Raw genomic sequence first — 16,400 nt, forward strand, 5'->3', positions numbered from 1 at the left:
AAGGAAAGCTGCTGAATGCCGCAGGTGGATCCCGAGTTGTTCGACCGCGGCCAGTTCCAGGCGGAACTGGCGCTGAAAGCCAGCCCCATCGCGGCATTCAAAAAAGCCATCCGCCGCGCCCATGAGGTGCTGGACGCGCGCTTTAAAGAAGGCCGTGACGTCCGCCGCCTGGTTGAAGACCGCGCGTGGTGCATCGACCAGATCTTGCGCGAGGCCTGGGCGCAGTTCGATTGGAGCGAAGACGCCGATATCGCGCTGCTGGCCGTTGGCGGCTACGGCCGTGGCGAGCTGCACCCGTATTCCGACATCGACCTGCTGCTGTTGCTCGACAGCGCGGACCACGAAATTTTCCGCGACTCCATTGAGCGCTTTCTCACGCTGCTCTGGGACATCGGCCTGGAAGTAGGCCAAAGCGTGCGTTCGGTAGACGAATGCGCCTCCGAAGCGCAGGCAGACCTCACGGTCGTCACCAACCTGATGGAAAGCCGCACCATTGCCGGGCCGGAGCGCTTGCGTCAGCGCATGATCGAGGTCACCAGCACCAGCAAAATGTGGCCCAGCAAAGATTTCTTCCTGGCCAAGCGCGCCGAGCAAACCGCCCGGCACGCCAAGTACAACGACACCGAGTACAACCTGGAGCCAAACGTCAAAGGCTCGCCCGGTGGCCTTCGCGATATTCAGACCATTCTGTGGGTAGCCCGTCGCCACTTCGGCACGCTCAACCTGCACGCCATGGTCGGCCAGGGCTTTTTGCTGGAAAGCGAATATTCCCTGCTCGCTTCGTCCCAGGAGTTTCTCTGGAAGGTGCGCTACGCCTTGCACATGCTCGCCGGCCGCGCCGAAGACCGCCTGCTGTTCGACCACCAGCGTTCAATTGCCACGCTGCTGGGCTTTGAAGACAGCAACGGCAAACTGGCCATCGAACACTTTATGCAGAACTACTACCGTGTGGTGATGAGCATCTCCGAGCTCAGCGAGTTGGTGGTGCAGCACTTCGAAGAGGTGATTCTGCGCAGCGAAGAGGGTTGCCAGGTACTGCCGATCAACAGCCGCTTCCAGCTGCGCGACGGCTACATCGAAGTCACGTCGTCCAACGTCTTCAAGCGCACCCCGTTCGCGATTCTCGAAGTGTTTGTGCTGATGGCGCAGAACCCGGAAATCAAAGGCGTGCGTGCCGACACCGTGCGTCTGCTGCGTGAACACCGGCACCTGATGGACGACGAGTTCCGCAAAGACATCCGCAACACCAGCCTGTTTATCGAACTGTTCAAGTGCGAGATCGGCATTCATCGCAACCTGCGACGGATGAACCGCTACGGCATTCTCGGCCGTTACTTGCCAGAGTTCGGCGACATCGTTGGGCAAATGCAGCACGACCTGTTCCACATCTACACCGTCGATGCGCACACGCTGAATTTGATCAAGCACCTGCGCAAGCTGCAGTACACGCCCATTTCCGAGAAATTTCCGCTCGCCAGTAAGCTTATGGGCACGCTGCCTAAGCCCGAGCTTATTTACCTGGCCGGCCTGTACCACGACATCGGCAAAGGTCGCGGCGGCGACCATTCGGAGCTTGGCGCGGTAGACGCCCAAGCGTTCTGCGAACGGCATCAACTGCCCGCCTGGGACAGCCGTCTGATCGTCTGGCTGGTGCAGAACCATCTGGTGATGTCGACCACGGCCCAGCGCAAAGACTTGTCCGACCCGCAGGTGATCCACGACTTCGCACAATTGGTGGGCGACCAGGTGCACCTCGATTACCTCTACGTGCTCACTGTCGCCGACATCAACGCCACCAACCCGACCCTCTGGAACTCCTGGCGCGCCAGCCTGCTACGCCAGCTCTACAGCGAAACCAAGCGCGCGTTGCGCCGTGGGCTGGAGCATCCGGTCGACCGCGAAGAGCAGATTCGCCAGACCCAAAACGCGGCGCTCGACATTCTGGTGCGCAGCGGCACCGACCCCGACGACGCCGAACAGCTGTGGTCGCAATTGGGCGATGACTATTTCCTGCGCCACACCGCAGGCGACGTGGCTTGGCACACCGATGCCATCCTGCAACACAGCTCCGCGCACGACCCGTTGGTGCTGATCAAGGAAACGACCCAGCGCGAATTCGAAGGCGGCACGCAAATCTTCATTTATGCGCCCGACCAGCATGATTTCTTCGCCGTAACCGTGGCGGCCATGGACCAGTTGAACCTGAACATCCATGACGCCCGCGTGATTACTTCGACCAGCCAGTTCACCCTCGACACCTACGTGGTGCTAGATGCCGATGGCGGCTCGATTGGCGACAACCCGGTGCGCATCAAGGAAATTCGCGAAGGGCTGGTCAGCGCCCTGAGCCATCCGGATGACTACCCGACCATCATCCAGCGTCGCGTGCCGCGTCAGCTCAAGCACTTCGCCTTCGCGCCGCAGGTGATCATTTCCAACGACGCCGGCCGCCCGGTCACCGTGTTGGAGCTGACGTCACCGGACCGCCCTGGCTTGCTGGCCCGCATTGGCAAGATATTCCTCGACTTCGACCTGTCGTTGCAGAACGCCAAGATCGCCACCCTGGGCGAGCGCGTGGAAGACGTGTTTTTTGTCACCGATGCGCGCAACCAGCCGCTTTCCGATCCCGACCTGTGTGCCCGTTTGCAGGACGCGATCATCGAACAGCTCTCCGATGCCGACGGCAATCGGGTCGAGCTTTCCCGAATCAGTATTTGAATAGAACGACACGCCGCACATGAATGACGCCCTGAACAACCTGCAGCCCTACCCGTTTGAAAAGCTCCGCGCCCTGCTGGCCAGTGCTCAGCCGCCGGCCAATAAACGCGCGATTGCCTTGTCGATTGGCGAGCCCAAACACCGCTCGCCTGATTTCGTCGCCAAGGCGTTGAGCGACAACCTCGACCAGTTGGCGGTGTACCCAACGACGCTGGGCATCCCCGCGCTGCGCGAAGCGATTGCGCAATGGTGCGAGCGGCGTTTCAACGTACCGGCCGGCTGGCTCGACGCGGCGCGCCACGTGCTGCCGGTCAACGGCACGCGCGAAGCGCTGTTCGCCTTCACGCAAACCGTGGTGCAGCGCAGCGACGACGGCCTAGTAGTCAGCCCCAACCCGTTCTACCAAATCTACGAAGGCGCGGCCCTGCTGGCCGGTGCGAAGCCGCACTACCTGCCGTGCCTGGAAGAGAACGGCTTCAACCCGGACTTCGACGCGGTATCGGCCGACGTCTGGCAGCGCTGCCAGATTCTGTTCCTGTGCTCGCCCGGCAACCCGACCGGCGCGCTGATTCCACAGGAAACGCTGCAAAAGCTGATCAACCTGGCCGACCAGTACGATTTCGTTATCGCCGCCGACGAGTGCTACAGCGAGTTGTACTTCGACGAAGCCAATCCGCCCGCCGGGTTGCTCAGCGCCTGCGCCGCCATGGGCCGTAGCGATTTCGCCCGCTGCGTGGTGTTCCACAGTTTGTCCAAGCGCTCGAACCTGCCGGGCTTGCGCTCCGGGTTCGTCGCCGGCGATGCCGCAATCCTGAAATCATTCCTGCTGTACCGTACCTACCACGGCTGCGCCATGCCGGTACAAACCCAGCTGGCCAGCGTCGCCGCCTGGAACGACGAAGCCCATGTGCGCGCCAACCGCGACCTGTACCGGGAAAAATACGACGCCGTGCTGGACATACTGCAGCCGGTGATGGATGTGCAGCGCCCGGACGGCGGCTTTTATCTGTGGGCGAAAACGCCGATGGACGACGCCGACTTCACCCGTGAATTGTTCGCTCAGGAACACGTCACGGTGGTGCCTGGCTCGTATCTTTCTCGCGAGGTCGACGGCTTCAACCCCGGCGCCGGCCGCGTGCGCATGGCCTTGGTTGCCCCGCTGGCCGAATGCGTGGAAGCCGCCACGCGGATTCGCGCCTTCCTTCAGAACAAGGCAAACGCATGAGCATCACCCTCTACGGCATCAAAGCTTGTGACACGATGAAAAAAGCCCGCACCTGGCTGGATGAGCACAAGGTCGAGTACGCCTTTCACGACTACAAAGCCGTGGGCATCGACCGTGAGCATTTGCAGCAATGGTGCAGCGAACATGGTTGGGAAAAGGTGCTTAACCGCGCCGGCACCACATTTCGCAAATTGAGCGACGCTGATAAAAGCGACCTCGACCAAACCAAGGCGATTGAACTGATGGTGGCGCAGCCTTCCATGATCAAACGCCCGGTGCTCGACCTGGGCAGCAAAACCCTGCTCGGTTTCCAGCCCGATAGCTATTCGGCCGCTTTCAAGTAGGGCACTTGCACCGCGAATAACCCGTGGCCTGGCCATGACCAGGCACGCGCAATAACACCGTGACAGCCGCCGCCATCCGGCGCGTCGACCTAATTCAGCAAGAGGAAACACCATGTCCAATTCCCTGTTCAGCCTGGCCTTCGGCGTCGGCACTCAAAACCGCGAAGGCAACTGGTTGGAAGTGTTCTACGCCCTGCCGCTGCTCAACCCGTCCGAAGAACTGGTCGCCAAAGTCAGCGCCAAGCTCGGCTACAGCGGCGGCAACCAAGCTGTCGCGTTCACCAGTAATCAGGCTGGTGAACTGGCCGACCTGTTGAAAAATGTCGATGCCGCGCAAGCCGCCCTGCTCACCCGCCTGGCCGAAAGCCAGCGGCCGCTGGTGGCCACCCTGCTGGCCGAAGACGCTGCGTTGACGTCCACGCCCGAGGCCTACCTGAAGCTGCACCTGCTCTCCCACCGTTTGGTCAAGCCGCATGGCCTGAGCCTGGCGGGCATTTTCCCGCTGCTGCCGAACGTGGCGTGGACCAGCCAAGGTGCGGTCGATCTGAGTGAACTGGCCGAGCGCCAACTGGAAGCGCGCCTCAAAGGCGAACTGCTGGAAGTGTTCTCGGTGGATAAATTCCCGAAAATGACCGACTACGTCGTGCCTGCTGGCGTGCGTCTGGCGGACAGCTCGCGTATTCGCCTCGGCGCTTACGTGGGTGAAGGCACAACGGTAATGCACGAAGGCTTTATCAACTTCAACGCCGGCACCGCAGGTCCAGGCATGATCGAAGGCCGCGTGTCGGCTGGGGTGTTCGTGGGCAAAGGGTCGGACCTTGGCGGCGGCTGCTCGACCATGGGCACGCTGTCTGGCGGCGGCAACATCGTGATCAGCGTGGGCGAAGGCTGCCTGATCGGCGCGAACGCCGGCATCGGCATTCCGTTGGGCGATCGCAACACCGTGGAGTCGGGCCTGTACATCACGGCCGGCACCAAAGTCGCGCTGCTCGACGATCAGAACCAACTGGTAAAAGTGCTCAAGGCTCGCGATCTGGCTGGCCAGCCAGACTTGCTGTTCCGTCGTAACTCGCAGACCGGCGCCGTCGAAGCCAAATCGCACAAAACCGCGATCGAACTCAACGAAGCCCTGCACGCGCACAACTGATAGGTTCACCCCAACCTACAATCTGAACACCGTCGTCCTCGCGCACGCGGGGACCCAGGGTCGCGGAACAACGCGCGATGCTGGATTTACGAATCGTCGGGCCGGTGCCTACGCGTGAATGACGGTGTCCATATCCCGGCGCAGCGATAACACCATGCCGAACTCATCTCCCTGGCGCTCTGACTTCCCCGCCCTCGCTGCCCTCGCAGCCGAAGGCCAGACCTACCTCGACAGCGCCGCCACTTCACAAAAACCGCAAGCCGTGATCGATGCGCTGCTCGGCTACTACAGCGCGGGCGCGGCCAACGTGCACCGTGCCCAGCATTTGCCGGGCGAACGAGCCACGCGCGCGTTTGAAGCAACCCGGGGCACAGCGGCGCGTTGGTTGAATGCCGCCAGCAGTGAGGAAATCGTGTTTACCCGCGGCGCCACCGAAGCGCTGAACCTGCTGGCTTATGGGCTCGAAGAGCACTTCCACTCTGGCGATGAAATAGTCATCAGCGCCCTGGAGCACCACGCCAACTTGCTGCCTTGGCAACAACTGGCTCAGCGTCGCGACCTGGCGTTGATTGTGTTGCCGATCACCGCTGAAGGGCGCATTGATTTGGGGGCTGCCCAGCAATTGATCGGCCCGCGTACGCGTTTGTTGGCGGTGAGCCAACTGTCCAACGTCCTCGGCACCTGGCAACCGGTGAATGAGTTGCTGGCGCTGGCAAAAGCCCATGGCGCCATCACCGTGATTGATGGCGCCCAAGGCGTGGTTCACGGTCGCCACGACGTGCAGCAACTGGACTGCGACTTCTACGTGTGCTCAAGCCACAAGCTCTACGGCCCGGACGGCGTGGGCGTGCTCTATGGCCGCGCCGCCGCCTTGGAACGCGTGCTGCCGTGGCAGTTCGGCGGCGAAATGCTGCTGCAAACCGACTACTACACCGCCAAGTTCCGCCCGGCCCCGCTCGGGTTCGAAGCCGGCACGCCAGCGGTGTCCTCTGTGATTGCCCTGGGCGCGACGCTGGACTACCTCGCCAGCCTCGACGCGCATGCGGTGCTCGCCCACGAAACGGCCCTGCATCAAGAGTTGGTGGCCGGCCTCAAAGCTCGCGCTGGCGTACGCCTGTTAGGCGAGCCGGACATCGCACTGGCCAGCTTTGTGGTGGAAGACGTGCACAGCGCCGACCTGGCACATTTGCTCACCGAACAAGGCATCGCCGTGCGCGCCGGGCACCATTGTGCGATGCCGTTGCTGCGCGGCCTGGGGTTGCCGGGCGCGATTCGCGCATCGTTAGCCCTGTACAACGACAGCAGCGATTTGCAGCGCTTTTTCGCCGCGCTGGACCAGGCCCTGGAGATTTTGCAATGAACCTGCCGAGCGCTGCCCACGCCGCCCTGGCGGCGTTCAGCCAACCCATGAGCTGGGAACAACGGGCGCGCCTTCTTATGAGCTGGGGCGAACAGCTGGCGCGATTGACTGACGAGGAGCGCACCGAGGGCACTCGGGTCAGCGGCTGCGAGAGTCAGGTGTGGTTGGTGGGCGTGCAGCAGGGCGACGGCTGGCAATTTCGCGCCAGCAGCGATGCCCGCCTGATTCGTGGGCTGCTGGCGTTGTTACTGGTGCGGGTTAACGGCTTGCCAGCGGAGCACTTGAAACAGCTCGACCTGGCCGACTGGTTTACCCAGCTCGGCCTGGCCCGCCACCTCTCGCCCTCGCGTAGCAACGGCTTGCAGGCCGTGCTCACGCGCATGGCAGAACTGACCGCTAACGCGCCTCGATAGACGCAGCCGGGCCAATGGCCTTGGCCGCCTCAGTACCCAGCCACGTTTTGGCTTCGGCCGAATGACGCAGCGTGGCGTCGAGAAACGCCGTACTCACCGCCTGTACGTTGGCGACTTGATGGGCATCAAACCAGTTCTGACTGTCTTGCCCGTGGCCCATGGTGTCGGGTCGCGGACGACGCTTCGGCGTTTCGCCACCGTCGGCACCGGGCGGACCGCTGGTGCCATCGCGACCACCGGCGCCGGCGCCCAGGTCAGGGTCACGGGGTGGGCGTTTTTGCTCGGCATCGTCTGGCCCGGGCAACTCGTCCAACGAACCGCTGAACAAGGGATGCTGGGCATTTTTCGCGATCAACTGATAGCTGCCAGGATTGGGATTGCCTCGCCAAATGGCCTGGCGCCGCTCTGGAGATTCCACCCAACTGAACGGGTCCTCATCGTGGGGGCCGGTCACGCTCAGCAGCGGTACATCGACGCGCGCGGCGGCAACGCCGGGGCCGACGTAGGGGCTTAGCAGCAGCACCGCTTTGGGCTGCCAACCGGGGAGCATGCTGTCGCCTGCCAATGCCGCAGCGCTTTGCGCGCCCAGGTCGTAGCCGGCGAAGGCCAGCGTGTTCCAGTCGACACCCGCCACCTGCGCGTCACCGCCCTGGCCGCGTATGCGTAATTGATTGAGTACCTGCGCAACAGCGTTGAGGCGGGCTTTCAAGGCGGCATCGGCATAGGCGCGCTGAGCGATACCGCGAAACGTGCCGGCCTGCGCCTCACTGCTGGAATAAATGCCGCGACCGACCTGCGGCGCCTGAATCGACACCACGGCGTAGCCCGCCTCCGCCCACGCCTTACGCCATTGCAGCCCCGCGCCCGCGCCTTCACCGAGGCCGGGCAAGAACACCACTAACGGCGCTGGCGCAGCGCCCTGCGCCGGCGCTAGCCAGGTGACGTCGATGGGTTGTTCGGCCACGGTGAACTGCGCCTCCCAGCCCTGAACCGAGCCGTGAATTGGCGCTTGGTAAGACTTCTCCGCAAAGGCGGCAATCGCTTCGTGGGGATTACGCAAATCGTTGGGCTTACTGGCGCAGGCGCCCAGCAGCACAGTGGACAACAGCAATGCGACAGGCAGCCGACGCGCCTTGAACGAGGGATAGGACATGAAAAAATCCGCAAGAAAACCGGCGAACCGGAGGCGCTTGCAGTGTGCCTGAGGCGCTGTGAAAAGCACGTCACAACTCGGTAAGTTTCTGGGTACACAAGCACGAACAACCTGTGGGAGCGGCTTCAGCCGCGATTGGCCCCCACAGGAAACGCGCCAAACCGCCAGCAACACCTCAACTCAAAGCATCGCCGTCACCCCGGCATCCGCTCCGAAGGCCGACGGACCCCGGCCACCAACTTATCCACCGCCTTGGCCGCCGCCACCATGCCAAAGGTGGCGGTCACCATCATCACCGCGCCAAAACCGCCGGCGCAGTCGAGCTTCACGCCGTCGCCGACAAACTTTTTCTCCAGGCAAATGCTGCCGTCGGGTTTCGGGTAGCGCAGCTGCTCGCGCGAATACACGCAAGGCACGCTGTAATGACGGCCCTGCGTGCGGGAAAAACCATAATCGCGACGCAGCGCCGAACGCACGCTGGAGGCCAGCGGGTCGTTGACGGTTTTGTTCAGATCGCCAACCTGAATCAACAACGGGTCAATCTGCCCGCCCGCGCCTCCGGTGGTGATGATTTGAATCTTGCGGCGCTTGCACCAGGCAATGAGCGCGGCCTTGGCGTTGACGCTGTCGATGCAGTCGATCACGCAGTCCAGTTGCACGGTGATGTATTGGGCCATGGTCTCGCGCGTGACGAAGTCGCTGACTGCGTGCACCACGCAAGCGGGGTTGATGGCGCGAATGCGCTCAGCCATAACCTCGACCTTGGACTGGCCAATCGCGCCCTGAAGCGCATGGATTTGCCGGTTGGTGTTGCTGACGCAGACGTCGTCCAGGTCGAACAGCGAAATTTCGCCAACGCCACTGCGCGCTAGCGCTTCGGCCGTCCATGAGCCAACGCCACCGATGCCGACCACGGCCACATGAGCGGCGGCCAGGCGTGCCAAACCGTCGCGACCATATAAGCGGGCGATGCCGCCAAAGCGTTGTTCATCTGTACTCATCACAGCACCTCTATAACGGCATGCGCTCAGCGCGAGCAGCCGGCAAATCGGCGCGCATTATAGGGAGCGCGCTCGCCAGGCCCAAGTACCGACGGTGAAACGCCTGCTTCAGCACGTGCCCTCGCGCACGTTTGAGTATGGCCTGGCGCGTGCGCAGCGATGCCTGCTTATGCTTAACTGCCACCGGTACTGCACACCGATGGATCCCGCGCGGTCTGGCTGATGGCGAACTAATGCCAGACGGCGCTGACCAAGGTTTGCGGGCGATAAAACCGGGTAAATGAGCTGAGCTATACAGCCATTTATCGCCGGAGTAGGATGCGCGCCGACCGGCGCTCGCCGGCACCTCTCCGTTCCACCCTTTGGAACCTGAAACGTCTATGTCATCGCGTAAATTTGGACTCAACCTGGTGGTATTCGTGGCAATCGCCGCGCTCTTCACCGGTATCTGGGCACTGTATAACCGTCCGGTCAGTGCGCCGGATTGGCCTGAACAAATCTCCGGTTTTTCCTTCTCGCCGTTCCGGCTCGACCAGAACCCGCAGAAAGATCAATACCCCACCGACGAGCAAATGCGTGAAGACCTCAGTCTTCTCAGCAAGCACACCGACAACGTGCGCACCTATTCGGTGGACGGCACCTTGGGCGACATTCCCAAGCTCGCCGAAGAGTTCGGTTTGCGCGTCACCTTGGGCATCTGGATCAGCCCGGACGAGGAGCGCAACGAGCGCGAAATCGCCCGTGGTATTGAAATCGCCAACTCCTCACGCAGCGTCGTTCGCGTGGTGGTGGGTAACGAGGCGCTGTTCCGCCGCGAAGTAACGCCCAAGCAATTGATGAGCTTCATCGACCGCGTTCGCGCGCAGGTGAAAGTGCCCGTGACGACCTCGGAGCAGTGGCACATCTGGGAAAAATATCCCCAGTTGGCAAACCACACCGACCTGGTAGCTGCGCACATCCTGCCGTACTGGGAATTCATTCCCATGGAAGACTCCACGCAGTTCGTGCTCGACCGCGCGCGCGACTTGAAACGTATCTTCCCGAAAAAACCACTGCTGCTTTCGGAAGTCGGCTGGCCGAGCAACGGCCGTATGCGCGGCGGTGCCGACGCCACCCAGGCGGACCAGGCCATTTACCTGCGCACCTTGGTCAACACGCTGAACGCCAAGGGCTACAACTACTTCGTGATCGAAGCCTTCGACCAACCGTGGAAGGCCAGCGACGAGGGTTCCGTAGGCGCGTACTGGGGCGTGTTCAACGCCGCGCGCCAACAGAAGTTCGCCTTCGAAGGCCCGGTTGTCGCCATTCCGCAGTGGCGCGTATTGGCCATCGGCTCGGTGGTCCTGGCGATGCTGGCCCTGGCCTTGCTGCTGATTGACGGCAGCGCCCTGCGCCAACGCGGTCGCACCTTCCTAACCTTCGTGGCATTCGCCGGCGGTTCGGTATTGGTGTGGATCGGCTACGACTACAGCCAGCAATACAGCACCTGGTTCAGCCTCACGGTCGGCCTGTTGCTGGGCGTCGGTGCCATCGGCGTGTTTATCGTGCTGCTTACCGAAGCGCACGAACTGGCCGAGGCGGTGTGGGTGCACAAGCGCCGCCGTCCGTTTATTCCCGTGAGCGGCGACAGCACCTACCGGCCGAAAGTGTCGATTCACGTGCCGTGCTACAACGAGCCGCCGGAGATGGTGAAACAAACCCTCGACGCCCTCGCTGCCCTGGATTACCCCGACTTTGAAGTGTTGATCATCGACAACAACACCAAAGATCCGGCCGTATGGGAACCAGTGCAGGCCTACTGCGAAGAGCTCGGCCCGCGCTTCCGTTTCTTCCACGTGGCGCCGCTGCATGGCTTCAAAGGTGGCGCGCTGAACTACATCCTGCCGCACACCGCGCCGGATGCAGAAGTGGTGGCGGTAATCGACTCGGACTACTGCGTCGACCCGAACTGGCTCAAGCACATGGTGCCGCACTTCGCCGATCCGAAAATCGCCGTGGTGCAATCGCCGCAGGACTACCGCGACCAGGACGGCAGCGCCTTCAAAAAGCTCTGCTACGCCGAGTACAAAGGCTTCTTCCACATCGGCATGGTGACCCGCAACGACCGCGACGCGATCATTCAGCACGGCACCATGACCATGATTCGTCGCACCGTAATGGACGAACTGAAGTGGGCCGACTGGACCATTTGCGAAGACGCCGAGCTGGGCCTGCGCGTATTCGAAAAAGGTTATTCCGCTGCGTATGCGTACGACAGCTTCGGCAAGGGCCTGATGCCCGATACCTTTATCGACTACAAAAAGCAGCGCTTCCGTTGGGCCTATGGCGCCATTCAGATTATGAAAGGCCACGCTCGCCAGCTGTTCCGCGGTAAAGAAACCGAGCTCAAACGCGGTCAGCGTTACCACTTCGTAGCCGGCTGGCTGCCTTGGGTTGCCGACGGTTTGAACATCTTCTTCACCGCAGGCGCCCTGTTGTGGTCGGCGGCGATGATCATCGTGCCGCAGCGGGTCGACCCGCCGTTGCTGATTTTCGCTATCCCACCACTGGCATTGTTCTTCTTTAAATTCGGCAAGATCGTGTTCCTCTATCAACGCGCGGTTGGCGTGAATTTGAAGGACGCGTTTTGTGCGGCGCTGGCCGGTTTGGCGTTGTCGCACACCATCGCCAAGGCGGTGCTGTACGGCTTCTTCACCACCAGCATTCCGTTCTTCCGCACGCCGAAAATGCGCTCTAGCCACGGCTTTATGGTGGCCATGGCCGAAGCACGGGAAGAAGTCTTCATCATGCTGCTGCTGTGGGGCGCTGCGGTGGGCATCGGCATCGTTCAGGGCTTCCCAAGCAACGACGTGAAGTTCTGGGTGGCGATGTTGCTGGTGCAGTCCTTGCCGTACCTGGCGGCGCTGATCATGGCGTTGCTGTCGTCGCTGCCCAAGCCACCGGAAACACCGGAAGTGGCATTGGCAGAATGATGCGAAGGTGTTGAGAAAAGGGCAGCCCATGGGCTGCCCTTTTTATTGGTGGTGAAGATCCAAATACAGTTTTCTTACACCAAAACCTGGCGCAAGAAAGAGACTACCTACGGCTCGCAGCGAGCCGCGCTGCATTAGCAAAATCCAGGGGGGCTAGCCTGTGTCTCTATTAAACAAATAGGGAACAGCGCTTTGAAATCCTCACTCAACAGAAAGCACCACTCATCATCGCGGTTACTGCCCGGCCGCGCCCTGCCGCTTTATTCGGTACTCGCACTAACAACCTGTTTTTCAAGCCTGGTCCCGGCCGAAATCGTGATCACCAGCCGCGCAGCTCTCCCTGTCTCCACGCCGGGGGTGCCCGTCATCAACATTGTCGCGCCCAACAGCCACGGCATTTCCCACAATCGATTCGAGCACTTTGACGTTCAGAAACCTGGCGTCGTTTTCAACAACAGCACGGAACAAGGGCAAAGTCAGCTGGCCGGAGCACTGCCCGCCAACCCAAACCTGAGCACAAACGCCACCTTGATTCTCGGCGAAGTAACGGGCCTGCTGCCCAGCAACATGGAAGGCATTCTTGAAGTATTCGGCCCCCGCGCCGACCTCATTATTGCCAACCCAAATGGCCTTACGCTCAACGGCGTAACGACCCTGAACGTCAGAGGCTTCGTGGCCACTACGGCAGTCCCGAACGGCGCCGATGGGCTTAAGCTGAGCGTCGCCGCCAATGCCAACAGGGTGGTGATAAACGCGGGCGGCGTCGATACGAGCGGCCTCAGCTATTTCGACGTGATCGCCCGCGCCATTGTTTTGAACGGAAGCATCGGCGCACCGAACGCCACTGCAGACGTTCAGCTCATCGCCGGCTCCAACCAATACAATGTGCTCAACCGCAGCATCAGCAAAGGGGCGAAAGCGGACCAAGGCCGGCCAGAGATCGCGATTGATGGCTCCGCCGCCGGCGCCATGTACGGTGGTCACATCTCACTGATCAGCACCGAAGAAGGCCCTGGCGTGCGCCACGCCGGACCGATCCATGCGAACGGCGACATCGTCATACGATCCAGCGGCGACATCGAGATCGTAAAGGAAAGCGGCAACGTCCAGCCGCCTCAATCCTTCGCCGAACAGCCTGGCCTGTTTGCCGGCGGCGACATTCAACTTGCATCAGAAGAAAGCATTTACCTGCACAACCCCGTATCGGCCGCCGGTGACGTGTCAATGAACGCCGATCTTTATCTCGTCAATGCGACCCACATAACTGCCGCAGGACAAATAGGCGCAACCGCCTACACATTCCAGCTCGACAGCGGCGCGCGCCTCGCCTCGCTCGGTGATATTCGTATCGACGCCAAGAGCAGCCTGCGCAGCGAAGCCAATTCGACCCTCGCCTCTTCAGGCAATATCGAATTGAACGCCGGAACCAGCGTGACAACAGCGGCGCAGATCGACTCGGGCGGAACGACATCAGTCACTGCCAAGGGCAATTTGACCAACACCGGCATGATTTTCAGCACAGGTGCCCTGACCATGAGCAGTGGTCAGTCGTTTATAAACGAGCACGTGGCAATCCTGACGACGTGGGAAGACCTTACGCTCACCTCCGCCGGCGACTTTTACAACCGCACTGAATCGATGATCAGCAGCGGCGGCAAGCTTGTTATCGATGCCGGCAAAGGGGCGACGAACGACCAGGACTCAACTATCGATGGCCTACAAGTCAGCATCACCGCCGACATCGTTCACAACCGCCGTGACTCAATCATCCATGGGCTTGAGTCACTGAACATCAAAGGTCGGCTTTCAGAGTTGAACACTGAAGGCGGGATGCTGATGGAGAACAATGAAATCCTGCCCCAGGCCGGCCTGCTTCGCTTCTAACGCCGCTGCTAGTCGACGGGTTAAAGCGTGAAGGCGTCAGCATCCAGATGCGCCGGGAAGCGCGTGCGATAAGCGGCCAGGTCAGCCGCTTTGAGCACAACACTGAACACGCCGTCGCCGGCGTTCGCCTCCAGCAGTGGCTCGCCCTGAAAGTCGAGCACTTGGCTGTCGCCGCTGTAGGGATGGCCTTTACCGTCGTTGCCGATACGGTTCACGGCGGCGACGAAGCAAAGGTTTTCAATCGCACGCGCCGGTAGCAGCCGATTCCAATGGAGACGGCGCGCAGCCGGCCAGTTCGCGGTGTAGAGCAGCAGGTCGGTGTTATGGGGGTCGCGGCTCCACACGGGAAAACGCAGGTCGTAGCAAATCAGCGGTCGAATCCGCCAGCCGTGCAGCTCCATCTGCACCTGGCGCTCGCCCGGGCTGTAGTGCTTGTGCTCGCCGGCCATACGAAACAGATGGCGCTTGTCGTAATGCAAAATCTCGCCATCCGGGCGCGCCCATAACAGGCGATTGCGGTGGCTGCCGTCGGCGGCCTGAATGATCACGCTGCCGGTGATAACCGCATCCAGGCGTTTGGCCTGCTGGCGAAGCCAGGCGTACGTGGTGCCCTCCTCCGGCTCGGCCAAGGTAGCGGAGTCCATGGAAAAACCGGTGGTGAACATTTCCGGTAACACCACCAAATGCGCGCCGCGGGCTTGCTCAAGCAACGCCTCGAAATGGGCAAAGTTAGCCGCCGGGTCGTGCCAGGCCAGCGTGGTTTGCACCAGGGCCAGCTTGAGGTCAGGAAGACTGGTGATGTCGCGTCCGCTGGTTAAATCCGACATAGCTGCTCCGCGGCTTGAATAAGGGTTTCTTCACGTTTGGCAAAGCAGAACCGTACAAGCCGCAAGCCCTGCGGCGGTTCTTGGTAGAACACTGAAATTGGAATGACCGCAACGCGGTGCTCGCGGGTGAGCCATTCAGCCATGGCGACGTCATCCAGGTCGTCGCGAATGGCCGAGTAGTCAGCCAGTTGGAAGAAGGTTCCGGCCGTGCGGGTGAAACGAAATTTAGAGGATTGCAGGCGATCGCAGAATAAATCGCGCTTGGCTTGGTAGAACGCCGGCAGCTCGTTCACGTGCTGCGGGTTGGCCGCCATAAAATCGGCCAACCCCCACTGCAACGGGGTGACGCCACAGAAGCTGACGTACTGATGCACTTTGCGCAGCTCAGCGCTGAGCGCGGGCGGGGCGACCACGTAGCCGGTTTTCCAGCCGGTGACGTGGTAGCTCTTGCCGAAGGAGCTGACCACAAACGCGCGCTCGTACAGCTCGTCATGGGCCAGCACGCTGTCATGCGTGCGGCCATCGAACACCAGATGTTCGTACACCTCGTCACTGATCAGGTAGAGGTCGCGGTTGCGAATCAGCTCAGCCAGTTGATCCAGATCGGCCCGAGTAAGCAGCGCGCCGCTCGGGTTGTGCGGGCTGTTGAGGATGATCAAACGGGTGCGCGGGGAAATGGCATCGGCCAGACGCTGCCAGTCGATGCGGAAGTCCGGTTGGCTGAGCGGGATATGGACGCAGCGCCCACCGGCCAGATCAACCGACGGCTCATAGCTGTCGTAGCTCGGGTCAAAAACAATCACCTCATCGCCCGGGCGAATCAGCGTTTGAATCGCACAAAAAATCGCCTGGGTCGCGCCAGGAGTAATCGTGATTTCGCTGTCGGCACTGACGTTACGGCTGTAGCAAGCGGCGATCTTTGCCGCCACCTGCTCACGCAAAGCGGGCAGGCCCGTCATCGGCGCGTACTGGTTATGCCCACTGTGAACATGGCGGGCAACTGCATCCAGAAGTGCCTGCGGACCATCAAAGTCCGGGAAGCCCTGGGACAGATTCAGCGCACCGACCTCGTTAGCCAACTGAGACATGCGAGTAAAAATGGTGGTGCCGATGTTGGGCAACTTGCTGGTGATCATCACGTCTTCCTGGTGTGAGCATTGATGGCTCTACTGCGGCCATGACGGGCGAGGATAACGGATCGGTCGGACACGAAAAAGGGCACCCGCAGGTGCCCTTTCGTCTATCGCTATAACCGTTTTTGCGGCCACTGCTTGAGCTCGCCGTTTGCAGGGATCGCGGCGGAAGCCGCTCCTACAGAAACCTCAACGGCGGGCCTGTTGTAGGAGCGGCTTCAGC

12 protein-coding genes are annotated in these 16,400 nt (G+C 61.3%); 8 read left to right on the forward strand and 4 right to left on the reverse strand.

What is annotated here, in order from left to right; genetic code table 11:
• Positions 1 to 15 precede the first annotated feature (15 nt).
• The 6 genes from ACZZZU_RS08855 to ACZZZU_RS08880 all read left to right on the forward strand — a co-directional run bounded on the left by ACZZZU_RS08855 (position 16) and on the right by ACZZZU_RS08880 (position 7,207).
• Positions 16 to 2,718 (forward strand): [protein-PII] uridylyltransferase, encoded by a 2,703-nt coding sequence (locus ACZZZU_RS08855; RefSeq protein WP_463550377.1) that lies wholly within the window; start codon positions 16 to 18, stop codon positions 2,716 to 2,718.
• Positions 2,719 to 2,737: 19 nt separating this feature from the next.
• On the forward strand, positions 2,738 to 3,943 hold the full coding sequence (gene dapC, locus ACZZZU_RS08860; protein ID WP_463550378.1) for a succinyldiaminopimelate transaminase: 1,206 nt from the start codon (positions 2,738 to 2,740) through the stop codon (positions 3,941 to 3,943).
• Entirely contained in the window at positions 3,940 to 4,287 is a 348-nt protein-coding gene (locus ACZZZU_RS08865) for an ArsC family reductase (protein ID WP_122494085.1), read from the forward strand. Before dapC ends, ACZZZU_RS08865 begins: the two co-directional genes overlap by 4 nt.
• Positions 4,288 to 4,399: 112 nt before the next feature.
• A complete protein-coding gene (gene dapD, locus ACZZZU_RS08870) occupies positions 4,400 to 5,434 on the forward strand; it encodes a 2,3,4,5-tetrahydropyridine-2,6-dicarboxylate N-succinyltransferase (RefSeq protein ID WP_463550379.1) in 1,035 nt (344 codons plus the stop codon).
• 154 nt (positions 5,435 to 5,588) lie between these two features.
• On the forward strand, positions 5,589 to 6,794 hold the full coding sequence (locus ACZZZU_RS08875) for an aminotransferase class V-fold PLP-dependent enzyme (protein ID WP_463383621.1): 1,206 nt from the start codon (positions 5,589 to 5,591) through the stop codon (positions 6,792 to 6,794).
• A complete protein-coding gene (locus ACZZZU_RS08880) occupies positions 6,791 to 7,207 on the forward strand; it encodes a SufE family protein (RefSeq protein WP_463550380.1) in 417 nt (138 codons plus the stop codon). Before ACZZZU_RS08875 ends, ACZZZU_RS08880 begins: the two co-directional genes overlap by 4 nt.
• On the opposite strand, the gene ACZZZU_RS08885 is transcribed toward ACZZZU_RS08880, so the two are convergent.
• A complete protein-coding gene (locus ACZZZU_RS08885; protein ID WP_463550381.1) occupies positions 7,191 to 8,360 on the reverse strand; it encodes an alpha/beta hydrolase in 1,170 nt (389 codons plus the stop codon). The genes ACZZZU_RS08880 and ACZZZU_RS08885 overlap by 17 nt on opposite strands.
• Before the next feature lie 194 nt (positions 8,361 to 8,554).
• A complete protein-coding gene (tcdA, locus tag ACZZZU_RS08890) occupies positions 8,555 to 9,361 on the reverse strand; it encodes a tRNA cyclic N6-threonylcarbamoyladenosine(37) synthase TcdA (RefSeq protein ID WP_122494090.1) in 807 nt (268 codons plus the stop codon).
• 380 nt (positions 9,362 to 9,741) lie between these two features.
• Between tcdA and ACZZZU_RS08895 the strand changes: the two genes are divergently transcribed.
• Positions 9,742 to 12,333 (forward strand): glycosyltransferase, encoded by a 2,592-nt coding sequence (locus ACZZZU_RS08895; protein WP_122494091.1) that lies wholly within the window; start codon positions 9,742 to 9,744, stop codon positions 12,331 to 12,333.
• A gap of 192 nt (positions 12,334 to 12,525) precedes the next feature.
• Positions 12,526 to 14,217: a filamentous hemagglutinin N-terminal domain-containing protein gene (locus ACZZZU_RS08900; RefSeq protein ID WP_463550382.1), complete on the forward strand. Its 1,692-nt coding sequence runs from the start codon at positions 12,526 to 12,528 to the stop codon at positions 14,215 to 14,217.
• 20 nt (positions 14,218 to 14,237) lie between these two features.
• Here ACZZZU_RS08900 and ACZZZU_RS08905 read toward each other — a convergent pair whose 3' ends face one another.
• Positions 14,238 to 15,044, reverse strand: coding sequence for an amidohydrolase (locus ACZZZU_RS08905; protein WP_122494093.1), 807 nt, complete (start codon positions 15,042 to 15,044; stop codon positions 14,238 to 14,240).
• On the reverse strand, positions 15,032 to 16,180 hold the full coding sequence (locus ACZZZU_RS08910; protein ID WP_463550383.1) for a pyridoxal phosphate-dependent aminotransferase: 1,149 nt from the start codon (positions 16,178 to 16,180) through the stop codon (positions 15,032 to 15,034). Before ACZZZU_RS08910 ends, ACZZZU_RS08905 begins: the two co-directional genes overlap by 13 nt.
• Positions 16,181 to 16,400 lie beyond the last annotated feature (220 nt).

The organism is Pseudomonas sp. AC136, from assembly GCF_979258585.1.

Coding starts and splice junctions, on each gene's coding strand:
- ACZZZU_RS08895 (WP_122494091.1), top strand. CDS start 9,742: ATGTCATCGCGTAAATTTGGACTCAACCTGGTGGTATTCGTGGCAATC.
- ACZZZU_RS08865 (WP_122494085.1), top strand. CDS start 3,940: ATGAGCATCACCCTCTACGGCATCAAAGCTTGTGACACGATGAAAAAA.
- ACZZZU_RS08880 (WP_463550380.1), top strand. CDS start 6,791: ATGAACCTGCCGAGCGCTGCCCACGCCGCCCTGGCGGCGTTCAGCCAA.
- dapD (WP_463550379.1), top strand. CDS start 4,400: ATGTCCAATTCCCTGTTCAGCCTGGCCTTCGGCGTCGGCACTCAAAAC.
- ACZZZU_RS08910 (WP_463550383.1), bottom strand. CDS start 16,180: ATGATCACCAGCAAGTTGCCCAACATCGGCACCACCATTTTTACTCGC.
- ACZZZU_RS08855 (WP_463550377.1), top strand. CDS start 16: ATGCCGCAGGTGGATCCCGAGTTGTTCGACCGCGGCCAGTTCCAGGCG.
- dapC (WP_463550378.1), top strand. CDS start 2,738: ATGAATGACGCCCTGAACAACCTGCAGCCCTACCCGTTTGAAAAGCTC.
- ACZZZU_RS08875 (WP_463383621.1), top strand. CDS start 5,589: ATGCCGAACTCATCTCCCTGGCGCTCTGACTTCCCCGCCCTCGCTGCC.
- ACZZZU_RS08885 (WP_463550381.1), bottom strand. CDS start 8,360: ATGTCCTATCCCTCGTTCAAGGCGCGTCGGCTGCCTGTCGCATTGCTG.
- ACZZZU_RS08905 (WP_122494093.1), bottom strand. CDS start 15,044: ATGTCGGATTTAACCAGCGGACGCGACATCACCAGTCTTCCTGACCTC.
- tcdA (WP_122494090.1), bottom strand. CDS start 9,361: ATGAGTACAGATGAACAACGCTTTGGCGGCATCGCCCGCTTATATGGT.